The organism is Fusibacter sp. (assembly GCF_057447755.1).
In genome coordinates this window covers 1-23,997 of the sequence record NZ_JBVBZF010000020.1, presented here as the reverse complement: position 1 = coordinate 23,997, position 23,997 = coordinate 1, and the positions used below count along the sequence as shown (strand labels likewise).

Genomic DNA, 23,997 nt, shown 5'->3' with positions numbered 1-23,997 from the left:
GACATTATTAAAATCATCACCATTGCCCCTGAAAACGATGCAGATTTCAAATTTATTGAGAAGATGAAAGCCCATCCGTCGGTGAAACTCAGCATAGGACATACCAACAGTAATTTTGAAACTGCTATGACGGCATATGAAAATGGCGTTACCCATATCACCCACTGTTTCAATGCAATGCCACCCCTGCATCACAGAGAACCAGGTGTCATCGGTGCCATGCTCAGCGAGTCTTTTACGGCTGAACTCATCGCAGATGAAATTCACGTTCATAAGGGCTTGTTCAAGGGGCTTAGCAGATGCCTTGATAAGGACAAACTGGTTTTGATTACTGACAGTATGCGGGCAGGTGGTCTTGAAGACGGGCAGTATGACCTTGGAGGACAAAACGTGATCGTCAAAGAGGGTGCGTGCAGGCTAGAGGATGGTACTTTAGCAGGCAGTGTCTTGACCATGGATCGAGCGGTTTATAATTTTATGAAGCATACAAAGCTGCCACTTCATGAGGTCTTTAATTTGGCGACCTTGAATCCAGCGAAAGTTATAGGGTTAGATTCACAGTATGGCAGTTTAAGCGTTGGAAAGACGGCAGATATTAATATTTTGGATGAAAATTGCCATATCATAAAAACATTCGTTGATGGCTTATAGGAGGCGCAATATGGAAATTATTAGAGTAAAAGGTTATAGAGAGCTCAGTTTTAAAGCAGCACAATTTGTGGCAAGTCAAGTGATCCTAAAGCCAGACAGCAATTTAGGGCTTGCAACGGGTTCCACACCAGAAGGCATGTATGCTGAGATCGTCAAAATGTATCAGACTGGTATCGTGGATTTTGAGAAGGTAACAAGTTTTAATCTTGATGAATACATCGGTCTAGGTAAAGAAAGTGACCAAAGCTATATCCATTATATGCAACAAAATCTTTTTAATCATGTGAACATCGCCCTTAACAACATCAACATGCCAAATGGCCTGGCTAAGGATATAGAGAAGGAGTGTCTAGAATATGAAGAACGCATTGCCAAAGCTGGTGGTTTGGACCTTCAAATTTTAGGGATTGGTCGTAACGGCCATATTGGTTTCAATGAACCAGACCTTAAGTTTGAGGCGAGAACTCATGTGGTTATGTTGGATGAGAAAACAATTGAAGACAATTCAAGATTCTTTGGTTCAATTGAGGATGTACCTAAAAAAGCCATTAGCATGGGGGTCAAAACCATCATGCACGCAAAGAAAATTGTACTTCTCGCTTCGGGTGCTGAAAAAGCCGAAGCGGTTTATAAAATGATTTACGGTAAAATCATACCTGAGTTGCCAGCGTCTGTCTTACAGCTTCACCCAAATGTAACGGTAATCTGTGATGAAGCGGCAGCAAAGCTCTTATAGGAAATTGGCATATTATGACTTATAAAATCAAGGACAAATTTGGCATCCATGCCCGAGTGGCAACTGAGATCATCAATCTGGTTACGCGTTATGACGCACAAGTGGCATTTACCGTAGGTGGTATAAGTGTTGCTGGAGACAGTATCATTGCCCTGATGCAGCTTGGGACAAAACAAGGTGACCTTATATCGGTTAAGTATCTCAGGCCCCTTAAGGATCAGGATGAATTTGAGCGTTTATTAGGAAAAATTATAGAAGGATAGGTGTTAAATATGAGAGGAATAGGTGCATCTGATGGCTATGGCATCGGTAAAGTTGTCATAAAAAAGGAACTAAGTATCCCTAAAAAGGAGACAATAGAGGATGTAAAACTTGAACTTAGCAAGCTTGAAAACGCATTCAAGTCCGCTGAGAAGGACCTTGAAAATGAATATGAACAAAAAGTGGAGACCCTGGGCAAGGAACATGGTGAGATTTTCAAGGCCCATATTGCCATGCTCCAGGATCCTGAGCTCAAGAAGGTAATTTGCGACGCTATTGAAAAGGACCACCTTGTTGCAACTTATGCAACCCAAATGGCAATTGATCAATTTGTTGCGATGTTCGAAGGTCTTGACAACGAATATTTTAGAGAGCGCGCACTGGACATCAAGGATATCGGTCGCCGTATATTAAAGAAACTCTTAAATATATCGGACACCGGCTTTGAAGGACAAGGCCTAATCGTCGTCGCTAAGGATTTGACGCCATCGGATACGGCTAAAATTGATAAAAAGCAAGTAGAGGGATTTATAACCGCTATTGGCGGTAGCACATCGCATAGTGCCATCATAGCTAGAACCCTGGGTATTCCTGCAATTATGGGCGTTAGTGGCATTGAAAATGCTGTAAAGGATGGCGATACAGTTATTATTGATGGGTTCACAGGGGATGTTTACATCAATCCAGATAAAGAGACACTACATCAATATGAACTTAAAAAAGCAGAATACGGCGCCAAGCAAAAGGCACTGTTAATCTATAGGGATGAGCCTTCAAAGACAAAGGACGGCCATCACATCGAAATCGGTGCAAACATAGCTTCACCAGATGATGTGGCACCAGCACTTGAAAATGGAGCTGAAGGGGTTGGTTTGTTTAGAAGCGAATTTATTTATATGAATCGCACAGAAGCCCCAAATGAAGCAGAGCAATTTATGGCCTACAAAGCGGTTCTCGAAGGCATGGGCACTAGACCTGTTGTGATCAGAACCATGGATGCAGGTGGGGACAAGCACATTCCATACCTTAATATACCGGAGGAGTTAAACCCCTTCTTAGGCTACAGAGCAATCCGATATTGCCTTGTGGAGACGGATTTGTTTAAGGTTCAGCTTAGAGCCCTTATGCGTGCTAGTGTTTACGGTAATCTCAAAATCATGTTTCCGATGATTTCATCCCTTGCTGAAATCAGAGCTTCTAAAAAGCTTCTGGAAGAGGTTAAGGCAGAACTTGATCAAGAGGGTATTGCCTATGATCCTAAGGTAGAAGTGGGTATCATGATCGAAATTCCTGCAGCAGCTGTGATTTCGGATATTTTGGCCAAAGAGGTTGATTTCTTCAGCATTGGCACTAACGATTTAATTCAATATACCACTGCTGTTGACCGTATGAACGAGAATATCAAAGCCCTTTACACACCCTATCACCCAGCAGTATTACGCCTTGTCCATACGACCATCAAGAACGGCAATGCAGGCGGTATTTGGGTAGGCATGTGTGGCTCAGTAGCGGGTAATCCACTGATTTTCCCAATTCTTATTGCTATGGGCTTACACGAATTTAGTATGAGTCCTGGTCAAATTTTAAAATCAAGACAGATTGCAAGCCTTTATAGTCTAGACTATTTGAAGGAAGTTTTAGAAACCGTACTTGGTTTTGCAACATCGGAAGAAGTTGAGGCTTACCTGAGAAAAACTTTCACACACTAAAGATAGTATTCACTTAAGGGTTATGTTATACTGTTGTCGAAAATATGACCTTCAAGGAGCACTTGGTGAACGAAAATAAAAAATATTATATATTCTATTTCATATTATTTGCTGCATGGTCAGCAGTTTATACACTCGTGGCAATCTATTTGAGTGAAGAAGCAGGCTTTAAGCTGGCTGAAATTGGGACCCTCATGTCCTTTCTGCCGATTATTACCTTGATTTTTCAACCCATTTGGGGTGCCTTGGGTGACAGTACCGACCACAAAAAAAGACTTTTAACCACAATCATGGGCGTTAATACCCTCTTAGCGCTCTTGATGACTTTCTTTGTCAGCAAAATGGCCATTGTCGTGATTTATTGCCTCTATACGGTCTTCTTATGTGCCCAAGGCCCGATGACGGATGCCATGGCAATCGCCTACGTGAATAGAACCCAGCAAGGCTCTTATGGGAGCATAAGAGTTTGGGGTTCTATAGGCTATGCCATAGGTTCCATTGCTGTGGCACAAGTTGTTTTTTATATTGGACTTAAATCCATCTTTTATATAGCGGCAACAGGCTTTATTGTGAGTATTTTTCTACTTGCTCAGATTAAGGAATACAAGCTTGATATGGTGAGAACGCATTACCTTAGAGATTTGAAGGGCCTGCTTAAGCAAAAGGAGTTTGTCTTTGTCCTGATTTATAGCTTTCTCTTTTCAGGTACTTTTTTCGGAGGTGAACAGTACTTGGGGCTTTACTTCAGGTGGCATGGTATTCCCGTTTCAAAAATCGGTATTTTGACCTTTATCGCTGTTTGTGTTGAGGTGCCCTTTATCTTTTACTCCAAGAGACTCATCAGATCCTTTGGCATTGTACCTTTGATGTTGATGATGAATGCCGTTTCGATTTTGAGAATGGCAATCTTGAGTTTCGGAAGCGTTTGGGGTGTGTTTGTTATTTCAAGTGTTTTAAGAGGCATCATCGTTGGTACCTTTATCCCCTTGTTTATAGAACTCATCTCAAACATTACGCCAAGATCTCTGTCCACCTCTGCAATATCTATTTATTCTGCAGTATCCAGTGGGATTGCAACCTTTACCTTTACGCTTTTGGGGGGCTTTCTCGCTGATAAAATGGGATATCCAACCCTCTATGGCTCATATGGTTTTGTGGCGGTGCTGCCATTAATCCTTGTGATTTTATTTAAGGGCATGCTTTCTAAGGCAATACAAGACTAATAAAATAGATAAAGGCGCTATCGCTCATCTCGTTTCTTAGAGTTGCGAAAGCGCCTTTTTTATTGAACAAGAATCATCTATGGCGAAATAGGAAAGGCCATGATCTGGTTCTTTTTAATCTCCTATTATTGAAGCGTCAACCACATATGAAATACAGGTCGACATATATGGGTCACCCTTAGTCAAAACTGACCACGGAAGCATTTAGGCTTTTACAATCCTTCTTGTAATAGGAGAGTAAAAGTTGTTTGAAATCCTCTGCGGCATGGGATAGGGTGCGTCTTTTGTTGATCAATAGGTGGATGCCGCGATTGATTTGTATGCCCTTGATCTTGAAGGCTTTAATCGGTAGATAGCGACTATAGGCTTCAAAAACTGTCTGAGAGACATAAGAGAAACCGATCCCCTTGGCCACCAATGATAAAATGAGATTTAAATCATCTGTTTCAACCACGGTTTCAAGCAAGGAGATATCATAACCCTGCTCTACAAAATGCCTTTGAAGGTCAATGCGGGTGCCTGACTGTTCTGATCGGGATATCAGATTGTGTTTTGTAAGGTCTGAAAAACTCATGACATCTGAAATGTCGGCATTGCTGGCACATATGAACACGAGATCGTCCTCAAACAAGGGCATGCAAATAAAGCGTTCGTTATCAACTTTCATACCAACGATACCAAGGTCCGCAGTGAGTGAGCAAACATCCTCAATAATGGCGTTAGAACTCTTTTCTTCGACGATAAAGCTCACTTCAGGGTGAATCGCCTGAAAATCACTGATGGCTTTTGGTAGTAATACAATATTTGGTGTAGAGCTGGTGGATATATGTAGAGAACCTGTAATCTTAATATCTGAAGCGGTAAGCTGGTGTAGTGCTTTATTCTTCATATTAATCATATCAAGTGCATAGTTTAAAAATTCCGAGCCCTGTGGGGTTAAGTTAACTTCCTTTGAGGTTCGATCAAAAAGAGACAGATTTAGTTCCTTCTCTAGGTTAGATATATGCAAGCTGATGGTTGGCTGCGATAAATAAAGTGCCTTGGCTGCTTTTGAAAAATTCTTGTATTTTGCAACGTTTACAAAAGCTTCTAATTGCCTGAAATCCATTGAAAATCACCCCTTTAAGATATTTTACCATACATATAATTTTTTAGATAGCCATCGATTATGACTAAAAATGGACATTGGCAGTTAAGTTTTTTAAGCGTATACTATTTCCAAGGGGTGATACAATGAAGGGGTTAAAAAAGAATACAAGTATGGTTTGGGGAATCATTTTTTTAGGTTTGGCAATAGGTGCGATATTTTACTTGAGCTTCGTGTTGACGGGAAAAGAATTGTTCAGAGATATCGTCCATATTGTAAACCTCTTGGTTGTGATTGGATTGGTCTTTAATATCAGGTATGAAAGCGCTAAGCGCGAAAAGATTATGGCCTTTTTAAAAACACAAAATACCCAGCTCCTAATGGTCTTTGATGAGTTGCCATTTGGCTTGCTGACTGAGGAAATTGACACTGGGGAAATTACTTATTGGAACCAATGGCTTGCGGACAACACACAGATTTCAAAGGATGAGGCCTTTGGCAAATGTTCAAATGAAATTTTTAAATTTGAGGATTTTGAACATGTCAAAACACTTAAAGCAGAGGATAAATTTCCTGTCTATGAAGGGGTATATATTGATGCTAACCAGACAGAGAGGATCTACCAGGTTGCCAAGATCGAGATCGAAGGTTTTAGTGATTTGAATATAAGAATTATTGTCGTAAATGATGTGACAGACTATAGACACTTGGAAAAGAAAGTCCTTCAATCAGATAAGATGAATGCAATCGGCCAATTAGCGGGTGGAATTGCCCATGACTTTAACAACCAGCTCATGGGTATTGCAGGCCATGCAAGTCTTTTACTTGCAACATCAGAGGGCAAGTCCAAGGTACATGTTGAGAAGATTTTGCATCAAACTGGTGTAGCCTCTGAACTGGTTCATAAACTTTTGACTTTTTCAAATCAGAATATTCACTTTGAAAAGTTGATTAACATTCAAAATGTTATCGATCACGTGTTGGCATCCTTTCATGATATGGATAAGAAAACGGTTCAGATTAAAAAAATATCGGATGCCCCTAATTGCTTTGCATTAGGCGATGAAGCCTTTATTGAAAGTGCTTTTTTGAACATTATAAAAAATGCTTATGAAGCGATAGAACTTGAAGGCACAATTAATATTGCCCTATATGAAAAAACGCTTAACGATGACGATCGTATCAATTTTTATCAGGAGATCAGTAGCGGTGCCTACTGCATCGTTGAAATTGAGGACTCTGGTAAAGGGGTTGCAGAAAATGAAATTTCAAAGTGGTTTGAACCCTTTTATACAACCAAGCCCTTTGGTGAAGGCCACGGTATGGGGCTTTCAGCGGTATACGGAACCATTACCAAACACAATGGGGGCATCAAGGTAGAGAGTCATCCCAATAAAGGGACCAAGTTTACAGTGGCCTTGCCACTTGTCAAGCAAGGGGAGTTTGAAAAGTCTCACAAGATTGCCGTGCTGGACGATGATGAGATTGTCTGCGAGCTCCTAGAAGCGGTCTTAATTGAAAACGGCTATGTGAGCGTCAAATTGGCAAACCGACTTGAGGACCTAAACTTAGAGGATATCTTTTTACTCATAACCGATCGAAATGTACATGAAGATTTTCAAGCATTCCTCAGAACGACCTTTAAGAAGTATCCGGAAATAAAAGTGATTGGTATAAGCGGTTACTTTACCGAAGAGGATTTTAGGCTTAAAAATTTGTATACCAATCTTGAGTTGCTTGAAAAACCAATTGAAACAAGGCTTTTAAACCGAAAGATTGAATCTCTCTTTAGATGATTTACAAATTATTCATAAAAAGAGGGTTGACAGATCTTTCTTATGACGGTAAACTAATAACAACAAATAATAACCGACTAAATTAGTTGGAATTGAAAATTCAGTTTAAATGTGTTGAAGAAGGAAAGTAGATCAAAGGAAACTCACAGAGAGAAAATCAATGGTGGAAGATTTTCAGGGGAATTTGATTGAAGTGCCCTTCGGAGCAATGTACCGAACTAAGAGTAGGCTACATCGGGATCTCCCGTTACAGAGATAGAGCATTAAGTGCTTGAAGGTGGGCTATTAGCCAATTAGAGTGGAACCGCGGAGTATAGACTTCGTCTCTTATAGAAATATAAGAGGCGGAGTCTTTTTATATTAAAAAGATTAAAGCTGTGAAGATAGATTACGTCTCAGAAAGCAGTGTCACACTTTAAACTGAATATCTATGAGAAAGGATATGAAAACCATGATTAAATCGAATGTAAGAGAACTAGTAGGCAATACACCAGTTGTAAAACTTGAAAAAGTCGTAACACCAGAAATGGCAGATGTTTATATTAAGCTTGAAGGTATGAATGTAACAGGCAGTGTTAAGGTTAGACCAGCACTAGGCATGATTGAAGGCGCTGAGCGTAGAGGTGATTTGAAGCCGGGCATGACAATTGTAGAACCAACCAGTGGTAATACGGGAATTGCCCTAGCTTATATTGGCAAGATGAAGGGCTATGATGTTAAAATCGTCATGCCAGATACCATGAGTGTTGAAAGACGCAATATCATTAAGGCATATGGTGCTGAGCTGATTTTAACAGATGGGACAAAGGGCATGAGTGGCGCGATACAAGAAGCAACCCTAATGGCTGAAGATGCAAGTGTTTATATGCCTCAACAATTTAAGAATGATGACAATAGTGCCATCCATTTTGAAACTACGGGTGTTGAGATTACTAATGACTTTGAATCTTTAGATGCATTCGTTTCAACCGTAGGAACCGGTGGTACGATCACAGGTGTCGGCAAACGACTAAAGACCAAATTCAAAAATATTGAAATCTTTGCGGTGGAACCAGTGGAATCACCAGTACTTTCAGGCGACAAGCCGGGTCCCCATAAAATTCAGGGTATCGGCGCTGGTTTTGTGCCGGATGTCTTAGAAGTAAATATCTATAATGAAGTCATTAAGGTAAGCAGTGAAGATGCCTTTAAAATGACAAAGAGACTCATGGAGGAAGAAGGCCTATTCCTTGGCATTTCATCAGGCGCAGCTGTTGTGGCAGCTTTAGAGGTTGCTGCAAAACTTGGAAGCGGTAAAAAAGTGTTGACGATTTCACCGGATGGTGGTGAAAAATACATTTCCAATAACGTATTTTAAGAAAAGAGGTAAAGGATGTTTTCAAGAATTAAGAGTCATTTAGACAATATTTTAAACAGTGATCCAGCAGCAAGATCTTATTTAGAGGTGCTTTTACTCTATCCTTCTGTGCATGCAGTTGCAGCGTATAGGGTTTCTAACTTTTTATATAAACACAAATTTTTCTTCATGGCGAGACTGATTTCTCAGACTTCTAGATTTTTCACAGGGATTGAAATTCATCCAGGTGCAACCATTGGTCATGCCTTGTTCATAGACCATGGCATGGGTGTGGTCGTGGGTGAGACGACAATTATCGGCGATTATGTTACCATTTATCAAGGGGCAACACTTGGTGGGACTGGTAAAGACACTGGTAAGAGACATCCGACGATTGGTGACCGTGTGGTGATCGGTGCTGGCGCTAAAATATTGGGTCCAATTCATATAGCGGCTGGCAGCAAGGTAGGCGCAGGTTCTGTTGTCCTCAAGGATACCAAAACGGAATCCACTGCAGTGGGCATACCTGCTAGAGTTATAGGCGGCGTGGATCGTGCCATTATCCCGATTGAAACTTTGAGAATCAAGCAAGAAAAATATGATGCAACAGACAAATATGAAATTTACAATGATATGATCATCTAAAGTTAGGAAGGCCATTGAAGTCATGACCAAGTGACACTGATTATTTTCTAATCCGACGATGACTCGATTGAAAACAAACATAGGGCTGATGTTGAAAGTGACTTAAGTAACTTTTAACATCGGCTTTTTTTATAAAAAGTAACATATGTTACATACTTAAGAGGTTTGACACCCTATAATAGGGATATAAGATCAAGGATTGAAGGAGGAAAATAGATAATGAAGAGAAATGTAATTGAGATAAATGAAGAAAAATGTGTTGGTTGTGGTTTATGTGCAGGTGCTTGTATGCAGGGTGCAATTGAAATCATAGATGGGAAAGCAAAGCTTGTGAGCGAATCTTATTGTGATGGTCTTGGTATGTGTTTGCCAAAGTGCCCTGTGGATGCCATTCACGTGGTGGAAAAAGAAACTGATGAGTTCGACGCTTCCAGAAAGAACATCAAAGCCAAATCAAATGCTTCCCCTAAGGCTGAAAGCTTAGAGCCGCTTGCATGTGGTTGTCCAGGTACAGCATCTAAGGCCATTCAAAGACCAGCGACAATAGAACCCCTAGGCGTGGTTTCAAGTAAGCCAGTGCAAAATGCTCAGCCTTCTATCAATATGACAATAGGTTCAGAACTAATGCAATGGCCAGTACAACTTAGACTTGTGAGCCCGAATGCACCTTATTTTAAGAATGCAGATTTACTCATAGCAGCAGATTGTACAGCATTTGCCTATGGTGATTTCCACAGAGATTTTATAAAGGGAAAAGTCACAGTCATTGGCTGCCCGAAACTGGATGATAATCAATACAACACAGATAAAATTGCTCAAATTTTAGCAGAAAATGACATTAAAAGCATAACGGTCGTGAGAATGGAAGTGCCATGTTGTGGTGGGATGATACAAGCTGTTAAGCAAGCAATGCTTAAAGCACAGTGTATCGTACCTTACAAGGAAGTTACGATTTCGACAGATGGTCGTGTACTCTAAAAAACTCAAGGTTTGACCGCAATATAACCTTAAAGTAGAAAGAAGCTCTGATGCCTAATGTAGATCATACATTAGAATCAGAGCTTTTTTATATGAACGATGAGACCCTAGGTGATTTGCCAGTCAATGGCTTGAAGGCCACGACTTTCCAAAAAGGCATTTGCCTGTGAAAAGTGGCCACACCCTAAAAAGCCTCTATGTGCTGAGAGTGGACTTGGATGTGTTGATTTCAATATTAAATGGTGAGGGTTTGTAATCAACTTAATCTTAGTTTGGGCTGGATTGCCCCAAAGCATGAAAATGATAGGTTCCTCACGCAGGTTTAGTAGAGAAATCACCTGGTCCGTGAAGGTTTCCCATCCCATCTTGCGATGGGAGTTTGCTTCGCCTGCTCTCACTGTCAGAACGGTGTTGAGCAGTAAAACACCTTGCTTAGCCCAAGCGGTGAGATTACCATGATTTGGGATTTGAAAGCCCAAGTCTCTTGCGAGCTCTTTATAGATGTTTACCAATGAAGGCGGGGTCTTTACGCCCTTTTGAACCGAGAAGCAAAGGCCATGTGCCTGTCCAGGCCCATGATAGGGGTCTTGGCCGAGAATCACAACTTTGACGTCTTTATAAGCCGTCAAACGAAAGGCATTATAAAGGTCATCCTTTGATGGATAAATGGTCTTAGTCTGATATTCTTGAATCAAAAATTGCTTTAGGTGCTTATAGTAATCTTTTTCAAACTCTGGTGACAGGAGCTCTTGCCAGTCATTTTCAAATATTTTCTTCATAGGATAACCTCTTTATTAATCATTAAAAGATCGGGAATAAACATACGGTTTATTATAACATATTAAGTGATTATTTGAAAAATCCTTCAGCCTTTACCTGGGGTGGTTACTGGGTCTTGCTTAAAGAGATTTAAAGGCTTTCACTATGCACTCGGGATCAGGGCTGGATAAGATGGCATCTGATACAGCAAAGCCATCCACGTGGTTGTAAATGTGCTCTGTGATGTTTGATGGCGTCAAGCCACCGATACCAAAGATGGGAATCTTGACCGTTTTTCGTATTGCAGTGAGTGTATCGTTTGAAATCAATTTGGCATTGGACTTGGTATTGGATTGATAAAAGGCACCTACACCTAAATAATTTGCACCAGCACTTTCACAGGCCAAGGCGCGTTCAGGGGTTTTAGCTGTTGCGCCAATGATTAAGTTTTCACGGCTGACCATTTTGACATATTTCACTGGCAAATCATCTTCGCCAAGGTGAATGCCTTGAGTCTTGGTTATGGTAACCACATCAAGACGATCGTTTATGATCAAGGGCACTTCAAAAAGATTACAAAGTAGTGAAAGTTGGTGTATTTCTTGAAGGGCTTGATCCCAGTTTAAAGATTTTTGACGATATTGAAGATAATCGATGCCAAGAGGCATTATTTTTTTTAATATTTTAAGCTGTTGATGGAAGGGCTTTGCGTTGGTGATGAGGTAGAGCTTTTTAGGTTTCATGATAAGCCTCCATTTCATAAATTGCAGATATTAAATCTATTTTGAACTGACCGAGTTTACTTCTTGAGGACACTTCTGCTTTTTCGGAAGCCAGCTTGTATGTCTTACATAAATTGAGAATTGCATCATATGAGTGTGCCTCATCAGTGAGTGCACCAAGACATGCGCCCATGAGGCCGGAGAGAACACAACCTGTGCCTGAGACACAGGGCATAAGGATAGAACCGCCGGTAACCTCATTTACCCGACCGGCTTTAGCAACGTAATCCGTTGCACCTGTTGCAACGATTAGGGCATCTGGATAGTGTTTTGATACAGCAGCAATGCTATCATAACCAATAGGGCCTATGGCATCAAAGGAAAGACAAGGGTCATCAGAAATTAAAGCAGAAATTTCTGATGAATTGCCTTTGATTACTGTGAAGGCATATTGTCTCAATAGCTCAAGGGCAAATGCCTTGCGATGATCGCTAAAGTGAATGCCGACGAGGTCAATTACCAGGGGGAGTTTGTGCAGGTTTGCCTCATAACATGCCTTGTGAATCACCTTTTGCTTGGCTATGTTGACCATTCCCAGATTGATAACGGCTGCGTCCAGTTTGGGATATATAATTTTGAACTCTTCACATGTCTCTGACATGATGGGTGTTGCTTTATAGGCGGCTATGGCATCTGCAACAAATTGTTTTGTCACATCATTTGTTATGACATGAATCATTTTTTTTGACGGTATCATTTATTGCCTCCATAAGATGTAAACGATATTAAGAGGTGGTCCATTTGTTGATGGCACCGTATTGATTGCCTAAATCTACGGGATTGGAAAGGCCTGCAAGCAAATAGGCTTTCGCATTGCTCACAGCGTCTTCAAGGCTATAGTGGTTCAGGACATATGCGCAAATGGCAGTTGAAAGTGTGCAGCCTGTACCATGAGAGAAAGGCGCGGTGATGCGCTGAGCCCTAAAAGCAATTGGAGGCTCATTTGGTGATTTGATCAGTAAGTCAATGGCATCTCCAGTGAAGTGGCCACCCTTTAATAGAATGGCGCAATCCGTATGCATATGCAATTGACTGGATACGATGTTGAAATAATCCATGGCATTATGAACTTCTTCTTCCAGTTTGGAATCAACTTTGAAAAGGGCTTCGAGCTCGTCTCGATTTGGCGTTAAAAGAGAGACCAGGGGAATAAGTTCTTGCCTCATGACATCACAAAGGGTTTCTTCGCTCAGAGAAAAGGCGTTTGAGGCTTTAAGTACTGGATCAAGAAGGATAAAGGGAAGCTTGTACTTGTACTTTCTCAAAATAGCCGCAACATTTAAAACTGTGTCTTGTGAGCCCAGCATGCCAATCTTAACCGCATCGAAGTCAAAGCGAGACAAAAGCCCCTCTAGCTGAGAGGCGATGACTTGACTGGGCAGATCGTACCGATCAATGACACCCAAATCGTTTTGACTGGTGATAGAAGTGACAATGGTCATGGGATAGACACCAAGTGAAAAGGCCGTAAGACAATCTGACTGTATTCCAGCACCTGATGTGGGGTCTGAACCTGCTATGATTAATAACTTAGGCGTTTTCATGGGGTGCCTTTAATAAGCTTGTATATGAGAGTGCTTTCAACATAATGTAAGCAATGATGCTACCGGCAAGTGTGCTTAACATAAAGGGGGTGATGAAGAAAAAAGTACCCTTGTCAATGCCGATTAAATATTTGGCAATTGGATATGAGACCAAGGCACCTATGATACCGGTTCCAAAGACTTCACCCACAAGTGCAAAAAGTGTTTTCTTTGTCTTTTGATAGAGCAAGCCAGCGAGTAAAGCGCCAATCATGCTTCCTGGAAACGCCAACAAGCTTCCTGTCCCCATGATGTTTCTGAGAAGTGAGATACAAAAGGCATTGCCAACTGCCCATGCAGGGCCGAGTAATACTGCCGAAATAACATTGATTAAATGTTGGATTGGAAAAGCCTTAGCAGCACCAACTGGAATATAGAAGAGTGAACCTGTTACCACACCAAGTGCAATGAGTAGCCCTGAATAGGATAGTTTTTGAGTTGACTTCATATTAATTCTCCTTGTAGGAATCAAGATTTTTAAATCAGAATGCGGTTTATGCTCTTAAGATGTTTAGATCTTCGCCGTTTAAGACCTTATTTAGGGTTCTAACCGCACACATTTTACCGCACATTGTACATGTTTTTTCATCTTCAGGATTAGTACCTTCACGATACCGACGTGCCTTTTCAGGATCAAGCGCAAGTTCAAACATTTTAGCCCAGTCAAGTTGCTGTCTTGCATATGACATTTCGTTGTCCCAGGCTTTGGCATTGTTGACCTTTTTACCGATATCGCCTGCATGTGCGGCGATTTTTGAGGCCATGATCCCCTCGACCATATCTTCAAGTGTCGGTAATCTCAAATGTTCAGCTGGTGTGACATAACATAGGAAGTCTGCGCCCTTGCTCGCCGCAATAGCCCCTCCGATAGCCCCTGTTATGTGGTCGTATCCTGGAGCGACATCAGTGACCAATGGCCCTAACACGTAGAATGGTGCACCATGACATAATTTTTTCTCAAGAATGACATTGGCTTCAATCTCATCTATGGCCATATGACCAGGACCTTCGATCATGACTTGTACATTTTTAGCCCAAGCTCTTTTAGTGAGCTCTCCGAGAATTAAAAGCTCTTGAATTTGACTGGCATCGGTGGCATCAGCAAGACCACCTGGTCTCATGGCATCCCCAAGACTTAAGGTCATGTCGTATTTTGCACAGATATCGAGTAAGTCATCAAAGTATTCAAAGAAGGGGTTCTCCCTGTTATTGAGTCTCATCCATGCAAACATTAAAGAACCACCTCTTGACACAATATTCATGAGTCTCGGATTGTTGATGAAGGTTCTCGCTGTATATTGATTAATACCTGCATGAATGGTCACAAAATCAACACCATCCTTGCCGTGTTGTTCAACCACTTCTAGAAATTCATGTGCTTCAATGTCTTTTAACTCCTTGTCATAGAAACCTAAAGCATCATAAACAGGGACGGTACCAATCATGGCAGATGAAAATCCAATTAAATCTGTTCTGAACGCTCTTGTTTTTCCGAAGTTACTGAGGTCCATAATACCCTCAACACCAAGCTCAATTGCTTTTTTAGCCTTTGATATTTCAACATCATAATCATTTGAATCTTTTGAAATACCCAAATTGACATTGATCTTTGTCTTAAGGCCTTCCCCCACACCAACCGGCTTAAGTGAAGTGTGATTGATGTTCGCGGGGATAACAATTCTGCCTTTAGCGATTTGTGCCATGAGTTTTTCAACCGGTACTTGTTCATATGCTGCAACGGCAGTCATTTCTGGTGTGATAATGCCCTTTTTTGCCGCATCCATTTGTGTGCTGTAAGCTCTTTGTTTCATATTGCCTCCTGATTTTACCTAAGTTAGTGGTTTAAACGAAAAAAAAGCATTGACCGTAGTCAATGCTTGTATTTCTCCTGTAATTAATAAGAGATTCGTGAGCTTTCCTACGCCAGTATTATCTGGATCAGGTACAAGGATAAAAGGATAGGTCCTTTTTCTCAGCTGCCCATTAAGCAGCACTCCTAGCTAAATATTCATTTAATATCAACATTAAAACACATTCTTAAGTATAAATCAATCCTAAAGCGTGATAAAATTATTTAAAGACATGATTTTATATGAGGTGACTTATGATAATCACAGAAACAGAGCGGTTGATATTGAGAACGTGGACCCTTGAAGACGTTGAATTTGGTATGGCAATTTGGGGAAATAAGGAGGTTGTCAAGCACATTGGTCTTGACAAACCACTCGACAGAGAAGGTGTTCTTGAAACCATCAAAAAGGGTATCGATCATCAAATGAGAAACGGCTATCAGCACTGGGCAGTCATGCTAAAAGACACCAATGAAATTATTGGTGCATGTGGCTTTAATGAGTTTCATCAAGTTCATGAGCATGAACGGTCAATAGAATTGGTATTTCATTTTATGCCGAAGGCATGGGGACAAGGATATGCGACTGAAGCAGCTGAAGCCTGCCTAAATTATGCACATGATTTCATAAAAAGCGACCGCATTATTGCCGGTGTGGAAGAAGGCAACATACGGTCGATTAGAATTTTGGACAAATTGGGTTTTCAGTATCTAGGCTTGGTATATTTTGACGACACCAAAACCTTTGAACCCATGTATGAGTTTAGACTTACACCTCAACATCTATAGTGGTCTCGATCTTTGCATAGCCACCAACCCAAATTTCAGGTATTGTGCTCTCGTGAACATCGCAACGCGTGTGAATTTCACTTGTAAGGCCCATACTTTCACCTTGAAGCACTTTAAGCTCTAAGGATTTCATTTTTGCAAAGCCGTTGAGTTTAATATGGTGGTATAAATAACCAGTGAGTGCCCCATTCGATGTCCCTGTTGCTGATTCTTCATCAATGCCATAAAGGGGTGCAAAATTACGCGCATAAATCTGATCGTTTTCACAGGTAAAGGCATGAACACCAACGACATTTTCAGATGCCGAAAGCGCTGATAGTTTTTCAAAGTCAATGGTTAGAGCATTTAAAAGTGCTCTATTTTTTATGGGCAATAGAATATCTCTAAGACCAGTATCCCAGATTTCAATAGGCAATTGAATCTGGTGTGAATAGGCATCATAATAACAAACCATGTCCTCTGGCGAAAGGGCAAATATGGTAGAGAGTGTCTCTTTAGAAAGTTCGGATAGTGATTCTCCTTTTGGTACGGTTTGTTCCATATAAATCATGGAAGACCCTTCTTCAACCTCGATTTTCAAATGTCCCGCTTTTGTTTTTTGAACCAAATAGGTACTCGGTAACATGTGAAGTGTATTTAGAACGTGAAAAGAGGCGATGGTTGCATGTCCACATAAGGGTACTTCTTCTGTTGGCGTGAAGAAGGCAAGTTGGAAGTCTTCTTTTATACCGTCAGATTTTAAGACAAAAGCGGTTTCAGAATAACCGAGTTGGGTGGCGATACTCTGCATGTCCGCTGGTGCCATTGGCTTTTCTAGTAGGACAACACCAGCAGGATTTCCGCCCTTGCCATGGTGTGTAAAACTGTTTACTTTATAGGCTTTCATCTTTTTTTCCCCCTGATTCAGCTTTGTATTTTACATATTCATTGAGCGTGGGTAGATAATTTAAAATAGAACCACTGCGCTCCCGTTTGATTTCAAATCTTTCAAGCATTGCTTTATAAGGAATAGAACGTCGCTTGCCAGAATCCACAAACTGTTTGATCATATCGTAAGGCACTAGGAAGAATTGGTCATTCCATTTAAAGTGCACAATGATGAAGGCAAGGCCTCCCTGTGCTTCGATATCAGCCATATATTCAATTTGGTGGCTGTGGATGTTGCCAAGTGGCAAACTTTTAAGATTGGTTTCTTTGGTATCAAACGCCACACAGACACCTTGGATGATGCCAAGAAAGTCCACGGTGGATTTCTTTTCGAAAAAGGCTTTGGTAATGATGCCGCTATCATCAATTGCAACTACTTTTATAGGCGTGCTGATTTTGTCAATACGACAAAGCTTGAGCTGATGATAATACTGATGTGTCATGCTTAGCAAATCTTCAAGCGCATCGCCGCGATGTCCTCGGTTTCGCCACATATTGACCTCCTAATACTATTACTCCTATCATACCTTTAGGTGTGGTAAAAATCAACTTGTGAATAAATGGATAAGACCTGTGGATAAAATTGTGGATAATGTGTATAACCGAACTTTATATTTTTAAAACTCACCTTAAATTAGTGTTTATTTAAGAAAATACTGGTAACTTGTGAATAAAAAACGGACATTTGTTAAGGAATGTTCGCTAAAAATTTACAAGAAGTTAACATTAATAAAAATAGTCGAACAAATCGCACTAATTAGACGCTTTAAGAATAAGGTGCAAACCTGTGGAAAACTTGTGTATAATCCGTTTACAAAAAAGATACATATTTTAGGTTGACAAGTAAAAGGGAGAAAGGTATCATAAAGGTATAACACCCCCTACCAGGGGGAATGAATGGAGGCTATGATGAAAATCACAGTCACAGAGAACGCAATAAAAAAATTAAAAGGTGAAACCCTAAAAAAAGAGAATGTGGGATTTCGCATTATGATCAGAGGCATAGGATGAGGTGGTCCAGTCTTTGAAATTGTTCAGGCTGAACAATACGAAAATGATTATATTGAAATCATTGAGGGTATAAAATTTCTTGTAAGTCAGGATTTTATTGAAAAATTCGGAGGCTTTGATGTCGAATATTCAAACTTTATACTGACACGAGGCTTTTATATCAGAGCACTTAGATATGGCTCTAAGTGTTAAATAAGATTTGGAGGTAAGAAATATGAGTAAAAAAGTAGTTGTATTTTCAAGCAATACTTGTGGCTATTGTACAATGGCAAAAGAATATTTAACTGAAAAAGGTGTTGCATACGAAGAAAGAAATGTATCAAATGATATTGAAGCAAGAAAAGAATTAATGTCAAAAGGCTTCATGGGTGTACCTGTAATCTATGTTGAAGATGAAGTAATTCAAGGTTTCAACAAGGCAAAATTAGATGAATTGTTAGAACTTTAAGCGTCTTGCAAGAGCCCTTAAGGGCTCTTTATTTTTACAAACTCACCCCCCTAGCACCGGATAGGGGCAGTGACAAGTAAAAATTTAATTTTCGCCCAAATTTGTTATATTTATCACAAACTTTTTGTAAAACTCAAATTCATATCTAATTTCAATAAAATATAAATTCAAATATATGTGTCAAAGTAGGATGAGGTAAGCATAAGTTTAATAATCTAATGGAGGTAATTACATGAAAAAGATTTTAATCGTCGGTGGCGTTGCAGGTGGCGCGAGTACTGCAGCGAGAATGAGAAGAATGGATGAAAACGCAGAAATCATTATGTTCGAAAGAGGCGAATACATTTCGTTCGCAAACTGTGGTCTACCATATTATATCGGTGGGGCAATTGAAGAGAGAAGTGCATTATTGGTTCAAACACCAGAAGCGATGAAAGCGCGTTTTAACATCGATGTCAGAGTTCAAAATGAAGTGCTTTCCATCGACAAGGAAAAGAAAACGATTCAAGTAAACGATATCGCTAACAATAGAAAATACGAAGAATCATATGATGTCTTAGTACTTTCACCAGGATCTACACCTCTTAAACCACCAATTCCAGGTATTGATTCACCAAACATTTTTACACTTTGGAATATTCCAGATGTGGATAGAATTAAATCTTATGTGGATCATACAAAACCTCAAAAAGCAGTTGTTATCGGTGGTGGTTTCATCGGTCTAGAAATGGCTGAGAACTTACATGACCGCGGTATGGAAGTATCTGTTGTGGAAATGGCTGACCAGGTTATGGCACCAGTTGATTTTGAAATGGCACAAATTGTGCATAAGCATATGAAGCAAAAGAAGGTTAATCTTTATCTTGGTGATGGTGTTCAATCCTTTGAATATCACAACGGACTCACTAAGGTTAAACTTCAAAGCGGTAAAATCGTTGAAGCAGATATCGTTATGTTATCCATCGGCGTAAGACCACAAAGCGAACTTGCTAAAGCAGCAGGTCTTGAAATTAATGGCCGTGGTGGTATCGTGGTTAACGATAATCTCCTGACATCTGATCCTAACATCTATGCAATTGGTGACGCAGTCGAAGTTGTTGACTTTATCGGTGGTCAAAAAACGATGATTCCACTAGCAGGACCAGCCAACAAACAAGGTAGGATTTGTGCGGATAATATTGCAGGGAAAAATGTATCCTATAAAGGAACACAAGGGACATCTGTTGCTAAAGTATTTGATCTCACTGTGGCTGCCACAGGTGTTAATGAGAAGAGCTTAAAACGTGATGGTAAAGTATATGGTAAAGATTACTACACGACAATCATTCATCCTAACTCACATGCGGGCTATTACCCAGGTGCAATTCCAATGACATTAAAACTGATCTTTGGCATGGATGGTAAGGTTTTAGGTGCACAAAACATCGGCTACGATGGTGTTGAGAAGAGAGTAGACGTTATTGCAACTGCCATTAGATTTGGTGGTACGGTATACGATTTAGCAGAGCTTGAGCTTGCTTATGCGCCACCATATTCGTCAGCTAAAGACCCAGTAAATATGGCGGGTTATGTGGGCGAAAACATCTTAAAGGGGACAACTAAACCTTTCCAATGGCATGAATTTGAAACTGCTGGATCAGATGTCGTGATCTTAGATGTCCGTTCAGAGCTTGAAAGAGAAATGGGCTATATCCAAAATTCTATCAACATTCCAGTAGATGATCTTAGAGAGCGTTTGGTAGAACTTGATAAAAATAAGAAAATTGTGGTTTACTGTGCAGTGGGCATTAGAGGATATGTTGCCGCAAGAATTTTAGAGCAGCACGGCTTTGATAAAGTCTATAACCTTATGGGTGGCTACACCACTTATTCTGTTGTTTTCTGTCAAGATGACGCTTCAAGATGCGGCGGTATGGCAATGAATGATGATGTTCATATTTCTGAATCAGGTGATGTTGAAGATTTAGGAGAAATCTCAGAGGCGAATGCTCAAACCATTAAACTCAATGCATGTGGTCTACAATGTCCTGGCCCTATCATGCAAGTTCACAAAGCAATCGAACTTATGAATACAGGTGATATCTTAGAAGTTAAGGCAACTGACCCCGGTTTTATGAGTGATATCGGTGTTTGGTGTGAAAAAACAGGTAATACCCTCCTTGATTCAGGCAAAGAGGATAAAGCCTTCTATGCGAAACTTAGAAAAGGCAAAAAGAAAGTGGCAGTCCACACCCTTAACGAAGTTGTGAAAGATGATAAGACCATGGTTGTCTTCAGTGGTGACCTTGACAAAGCGATCGCAACCATGATTATTGCAAATGGTGCTGCGGCAATGGGCAAAAAAGTAACCTTGTTCTTCACTTTCTGGGGCCTCAATATCCTAAGAAAAACAGAGAAAGTTAATGTTAAAAAAGACATCGTGAGCAAGATGTTCAGTGCAATGATGCCAAGAGGGACAACCAAGCTTAAACTTTCTAAGATGCACATGATGGGTATGGGCTCAGGCATGATCCGTATGGTCATGAAAAAACACAACGTAGATTCAATTGAAGATATGCTCAAAATGGCTCAAGAAAACGGCGTGAGAATGGTGGCTTGTAACATGAGTATGGACCTTATGGGGATCACAGCTGAAGAGCTTATCGATGGCGTTGAATTCGGTGGCGTGGCTTCTATGTTGGGAGCAGCTGAAGATTCAAACATGAGTTTGTTCATCTAATTTTGACAAAGTGATAGAATCTGTTATAATTACCTTTATGAATAATGAGATGGAGGATAACGATGTCAACACCAGAATCTAAGAAAAAAATCATCAATCGATTGAAAACGATTAAGGGTCATATTCAAGGGATTGAAAATATGATTGAAAATGATAAAGGTTGTGATGAAGTCTTAATCCAAATAGCAGCTATCAAACAGTCAATTCACAAAGTGGGATTAGCTGTTATGGAAGAACATGCATCACATTGCTTTTTAGAAGATGAAACAATGGATAAAGAAAAAATGGAAGAGTTAATCAAATTGATGTTTAACTATTCAAAATAAAATAGTATTTTAAGAGTTGTAAGAGCTTGTCAGGTGAATTGTTCACTTGACAAGTTTTTTTAATGCTTTTTTAATCTTGTATTTATGGAATTTTATTTAAATTAATATAAAATTAATATGAACAACTATAATGCGATCGTGCATAAATCTGGAAGGAGCATAATAATGAAAGGCAAGAAAAAGTTACTTGTGATTCTTGGTGTCTTGGTAATCGTAGCAATCGTGGCTGTAGCAGTGCTAAAATCCAAGGCACAAACAAATGAGTCAGGAAAAGAGTCGATATATGTAAACACAACAACTGTTGAAATGGCAGATCTTTCTTCGACGATTACCACTAAGGGTACTGTTGAAGCTAAAGAAAGTGCCAAGGTGTATTCGGAATTATCAGGCCTTGTCAAAGAGGTTCTCGTTGAGGTAGGAGAAAGGGTGACCAAGGACCAAGTATTAGTAGAGATGGATACAGAAGAACTTGATCAGAAAATAAGAGATGCCAAGGTGCAATGGCAGATTGCTCAAATCAATTACGAAAATGCATTAAATGGTACAAGTGTTGATGCCGCGGTTAATAGCGCCAAGACCGCCTATGAAAATGCCGGTAACAACTATGAGGACTCAAAAGTAATGTTTGCCTCTGGGGCCATTAGTCAAAAAGACTTAGACCTTTCAAAGCAAAATTTTGATATGGCTTATGATACTTATATGGAAGCTGTGAACTCTAAGACCAGTAAAAATGGCAATATCAAGGTCTTGGGATTAACCGCTGAAAATGCTAAAAATGCATATGATGATTTACTTATTTTAAAGGACAAAGCCAGTATAAAAGCGCCGATGGCAGGGACGGTGACACAAGTGGAGATCAAAAAATTTGATATGGCCACTGGGAGTGTACCAATCGCTGTTATTGAGACTGTTGATCAACTTGAAATCTCAACCTATATTGGAGAATACGACATTAATAAAATTAAGGTGGGTATGCCAGTAACCATCACGGGTTATGGTGTTGGTGACAAAGAGTATACTGGAAAAATTACCTTTGTTGGAAGCTCTGCTGAAGTGAGACAAGCTGGGCAATCCACTGAAAAAAGTGTCTTGGTAAAAGTGGATTTTGATGACAAAACTGATTTTAAACCAAACTTCACTGCGGATCTTGAAATTGTTTTTGCAACAGCTGACGAAACGACAGTTGTGCCTTATGAAGCACTGCTCAATATAGATAAGTCGCTTTATGTACTCAAGGTAGTTGATGATAAGGTACAAAGGGTTCAAGTAGAAATGGGCGTTCAGGGCGAGCTTTCAGTTGAAGTAAAATCAAGTGAAATCAGTGCTGATGATCGGGTTATACTTAATCCTTCAGTGGATATTGAAGAGGGTGTAACTGTCATTGAGTTAGGAGAGGGTAAATAATGATAACAATTAAGAACTTGAGCAAGGTTTATGACACAGGTTCTATACAGGTAAAGGCACTTAGCGAGGTAGATTTATTTGTTGAAAAGGGTGACTTTGTTGCTATTGTTGGTGCTTCCGGTTCAGGGAAATCAACACTCATGAACATTATTGGTTGCCTAGACAAGCCAACCTCTGGACAATACACGCTGGATGGTGTTCAAACAGAAACAATGCATCCGGAAAAGCTAGCGGAAATTAGAAACCTTAAAATTGGATTTGTCTTTCAATCCTTTAACCTCATTCCAAGAACCTCGGCACTTCATAATGTTGAACTTCCTATGATCTATGCCAAGCAACCCCGCAAGGAAAGATTGGTAAAGGCGGAAAAAGCGCTTGAGAGAGTGGGCCTTGGTGACCGAATGGACCATAAACCAAATGAGCTGTCAGGTGGGCAAAAACAAAGAGTTGCCATTGCCAGAGCCTTGGTAAACAATCCCGCCATAATTCTTGCGGATGAACCCACGGGAAACTTGGATTCACATTCAACAGACGAGATCATGGCAGTGTTTAGAGCCTTAAACGATGAAGGTGCCACCATCATACTCGTTACACATGAGGTTGAAATTGCAGCCCAGGCCAAAAGAGTTGTGACCTTCAAGGATGGTCGAATCATAGATGACATTAGACATGCACAGAAAGGGGCAAGAGAATGAATTTTTTAGAAAGTGTTAGAATTGCCCTTAATGCCATTCGTGTCAACAAAATGAGATCCATGCTGACCATGCTGGGCATCATTATCGGTATTGCATCTGTAATCGCTGTCTTTGCTATCGGAAATGGTGGTGAAGCTGCTATCAATAAAGAGTTTGAAAGCTTTGGCGTTAATAGACTGGTTCTATATCACAATTGGGATGAGGAAATTGGTTCTAGAGATTTGATGACAGTTGATGATTTAAGTGCTATCAAGCGTGTGCTTGGCGATGAAATAGAAGGCAT

At 40.2% G+C, this 23,997-nt stretch carries 25 protein-coding genes, 1 riboswitch and 1 other annotated feature; of the genes, 16 read left to right on the top strand and 9 right to left on the bottom strand.

From position 1 onward, the window contains the following. From nagA to AC220I_RS05980, 5 genes are all read left to right on the top strand, one after another. Positions 1 to 651 (top strand): N-acetylglucosamine-6-phosphate deacetylase (gene nagA / locus AC220I_RS06000; RefSeq protein ID WP_486722918.1); only part of this gene is annotated, 651 nt, incomplete at its 5' end. Between the two features lie 10 nt (positions 652 to 661). Beyond that, positions 662 to 1,387 carry a glucosamine-6-phosphate deaminase gene (gene nagB / locus AC220I_RS05995; protein WP_486722917.1) on the top strand — a complete coding sequence of 242 codons (726 nt, stop codon included), beginning with the start codon at positions 662 to 664 and terminating at the stop codon, positions 1,385 to 1,387. A 14-nt stretch (positions 1,388 to 1,401) separates the two neighbouring features. Continuing rightward, entirely contained in the window at positions 1,402 to 1,650 is a 249-nt protein-coding gene (locus AC220I_RS05990) for an HPr family phosphocarrier protein (RefSeq protein ID WP_486722916.1), read from the top strand. A 9-nt stretch (positions 1,651 to 1,659) separates the two neighbouring features. Then, positions 1,660 to 3,357, top strand: coding sequence for a phosphoenolpyruvate--protein phosphotransferase (gene ptsP / locus AC220I_RS05985; protein WP_486722915.1), 1,698 nt, complete (start codon positions 1,660 to 1,662; stop codon positions 3,355 to 3,357). A gap of 65 nt (positions 3,358 to 3,422) precedes the next feature. Continuing rightward, complete coding sequence (locus tag AC220I_RS05980) at positions 3,423 to 4,580, top strand: MFS transporter (protein ID WP_486722914.1); 1,158 nt, start codon at positions 3,423 to 3,425, stop codon at positions 4,578 to 4,580. Positions 4,581 to 4,758: 178 nt separating this feature from the next. Here AC220I_RS05980 and AC220I_RS05975 read toward each other — a convergent pair whose 3' ends face one another. After that, on the bottom strand, positions 4,759 to 5,688 hold the full coding sequence (locus AC220I_RS05975) for a selenium metabolism-associated LysR family transcriptional regulator (RefSeq protein ID WP_486722913.1): 930 nt from the start codon (positions 5,686 to 5,688) through the stop codon (positions 4,759 to 4,761). Between the two features lie 125 nt (positions 5,689 to 5,813). On the opposite strand from AC220I_RS05975, the gene AC220I_RS05970 reads away from it, so the two are divergent. The 4 genes from AC220I_RS05970 (at position 5,814) to AC220I_RS05955 (ending at position 10,422) form a co-directional block, all read left to right on the top strand. Then, positions 5,814 to 7,463 (top strand): two-component system sensor histidine kinase NtrB, encoded by a 1,650-nt coding sequence (locus AC220I_RS05970; protein ID WP_486722912.1) that lies wholly within the window; start codon positions 5,814 to 5,816, stop codon positions 7,461 to 7,463. Between the two features lie 105 nt (positions 7,464 to 7,568). Next, positions 7,569 to 7,794: a binding site (T-box leader), on the top strand. A gap of 120 nt (positions 7,795 to 7,914) precedes the next feature. Next, on the top strand, positions 7,915 to 8,820 hold the full coding sequence (gene cysK / locus AC220I_RS05965) for a cysteine synthase A (RefSeq protein WP_486722920.1): 906 nt from the start codon (positions 7,915 to 7,917) through the stop codon (positions 8,818 to 8,820). Between the two features lie 15 nt (positions 8,821 to 8,835). After that, complete coding sequence (gene epsC, locus AC220I_RS05960) at positions 8,836 to 9,444, top strand: serine O-acetyltransferase EpsC (protein ID WP_486722911.1); 609 nt, start codon at positions 8,836 to 8,838, stop codon at positions 9,442 to 9,444. Between the two features lie 219 nt (positions 9,445 to 9,663). Beyond that, the gene (locus AC220I_RS05955) at positions 9,664 to 10,422 is read left to right on the top strand and encodes an ATP-binding protein (RefSeq protein WP_486722910.1); all 759 of its coding nucleotides are present in this window, start codon (positions 9,664 to 9,666) and stop codon (positions 10,420 to 10,422) included. Between the two features lie 107 nt (positions 10,423 to 10,529). On the opposite strand, the gene ung is transcribed toward AC220I_RS05955, so the two are convergent. The 6 genes from ung to thiC all read right to left on the bottom strand — a co-directional run bounded on the left by ung (position 10,530) and on the right by thiC (position 15,357). Next, complete coding sequence (gene ung / locus AC220I_RS05950; protein ID WP_486722909.1) at positions 10,530 to 11,201, bottom strand: uracil-DNA glycosylase; 672 nt, start codon at positions 11,199 to 11,201, stop codon at positions 10,530 to 10,532. Positions 11,202 to 11,321: 120 nt separating this feature from the next. Beyond that, entirely contained in the window at positions 11,322 to 11,924 is a 603-nt protein-coding gene (gene thiE / locus AC220I_RS05945; RefSeq protein WP_486722908.1) for a thiamine phosphate synthase, read from the bottom strand. Further along, positions 11,914 to 12,660: a hydroxyethylthiazole kinase gene (locus AC220I_RS05940; RefSeq protein WP_486722907.1), complete on the bottom strand. Its 747-nt coding sequence runs from the start codon at positions 12,658 to 12,660 to the stop codon at positions 11,914 to 11,916. The genes thiE and AC220I_RS05940 overlap by 11 nt, the downstream gene beginning before the upstream one ends. Before the next feature lie 28 nt (positions 12,661 to 12,688). Next, positions 12,689 to 13,507: a bifunctional hydroxymethylpyrimidine kinase/phosphomethylpyrimidine kinase gene (gene thiD / locus AC220I_RS05935; protein WP_486722906.1), complete on the bottom strand. Its 819-nt coding sequence runs from the start codon at positions 13,505 to 13,507 to the stop codon at positions 12,689 to 12,691. After that, positions 13,494 to 13,994 (bottom strand): energy coupling factor transporter S component ThiW, encoded by a 501-nt coding sequence (gene thiW, locus AC220I_RS05930; protein ID WP_486722905.1) that lies wholly within the window; start codon positions 13,992 to 13,994, stop codon positions 13,494 to 13,496. The genes thiD and thiW overlap by 14 nt, the downstream gene beginning before the upstream one ends. Before the next feature lie 46 nt (positions 13,995 to 14,040). Continuing rightward, on the bottom strand, positions 14,041 to 15,357 hold the full coding sequence (gene thiC / locus AC220I_RS05925) for a phosphomethylpyrimidine synthase ThiC (protein WP_486722904.1): 1,317 nt from the start codon (positions 15,355 to 15,357) through the stop codon (positions 14,041 to 14,043). Between the two features lie 87 nt (positions 15,358 to 15,444). After that, positions 15,445 to 15,554, bottom strand: a riboswitch (TPP riboswitch). 96 nt (positions 15,555 to 15,650) lie between these two features. Here thiC and AC220I_RS05920 point away from each other — a divergent pair. After that, positions 15,651 to 16,184 carry a GNAT family N-acetyltransferase gene (locus tag AC220I_RS05920; RefSeq protein WP_486722903.1) on the top strand — a complete coding sequence of 178 codons (534 nt, stop codon included), beginning with the start codon at positions 15,651 to 15,653 and terminating at the stop codon, positions 16,182 to 16,184. Here the strand turns inward: AC220I_RS05920 and AC220I_RS05915 are convergent. Then, positions 16,165 to 17,070: a PhzF family phenazine biosynthesis protein gene (locus AC220I_RS05915; protein ID WP_486722902.1), complete on the bottom strand. Its 906-nt coding sequence runs from the start codon at positions 17,068 to 17,070 to the stop codon at positions 16,165 to 16,167. The genes AC220I_RS05920 and AC220I_RS05915 overlap by 20 nt on opposite strands. Continuing rightward, a complete protein-coding gene (locus AC220I_RS05910) occupies positions 17,057 to 17,605 on the bottom strand; it encodes a Holliday junction resolvase RecU (RefSeq protein ID WP_486722901.1) in 549 nt (182 codons plus the stop codon). The genes AC220I_RS05915 and AC220I_RS05910 overlap by 14 nt, the downstream gene beginning before the upstream one ends. 731 nt (positions 17,606 to 18,336) lie before the next feature. On the opposite strand from AC220I_RS05910, the gene AC220I_RS05905 reads away from it, so the two are divergent. The 6 genes from AC220I_RS05905 to AC220I_RS05880 form a co-directional block, all read left to right on the top strand. Further along, the gene (locus AC220I_RS05905) at positions 18,337 to 18,570 is read left to right on the top strand and encodes a glutaredoxin family protein (RefSeq protein ID WP_486722900.1); all 234 of its coding nucleotides are present in this window, start codon (positions 18,337 to 18,339) and stop codon (positions 18,568 to 18,570) included. Positions 18,571 to 18,802: 232 nt separating this feature from the next. Beyond that, positions 18,803 to 21,289: an FAD-dependent oxidoreductase gene (locus AC220I_RS05900; RefSeq protein WP_486722899.1), complete on the top strand. Its 2,487-nt coding sequence runs from the start codon at positions 18,803 to 18,805 to the stop codon at positions 21,287 to 21,289. A 62-nt stretch (positions 21,290 to 21,351) separates the two neighbouring features. Further along, entirely contained in the window at positions 21,352 to 21,615 is a 264-nt protein-coding gene (locus AC220I_RS05895; RefSeq protein ID WP_486722898.1) for a metal-sensitive transcriptional regulator, read from the top strand. Between the two features lie 165 nt (positions 21,616 to 21,780). Then, the gene (locus AC220I_RS05890) at positions 21,781 to 23,019 is read left to right on the top strand and encodes an efflux RND transporter periplasmic adaptor subunit (protein WP_486722897.1); all 1,239 of its coding nucleotides are present in this window, start codon (positions 21,781 to 21,783) and stop codon (positions 23,017 to 23,019) included. Further along, positions 23,016 to 23,714, top strand: a complete 699-nt coding sequence (locus AC220I_RS05885; RefSeq protein ID WP_486722919.1) for an ABC transporter ATP-binding protein — start codon at positions 23,016 to 23,018, stop codon at positions 23,712 to 23,714. Before AC220I_RS05890 ends, AC220I_RS05885 begins: the two co-directional genes overlap by 4 nt. Continuing rightward, on the top strand, positions 23,711 to 23,997 hold a 287-nt coding region (locus tag AC220I_RS05880), incomplete at its 3' end, for an ABC transporter permease (RefSeq protein ID WP_486722896.1). The genes AC220I_RS05885 and AC220I_RS05880, both read left to right, overlap by 4 nt.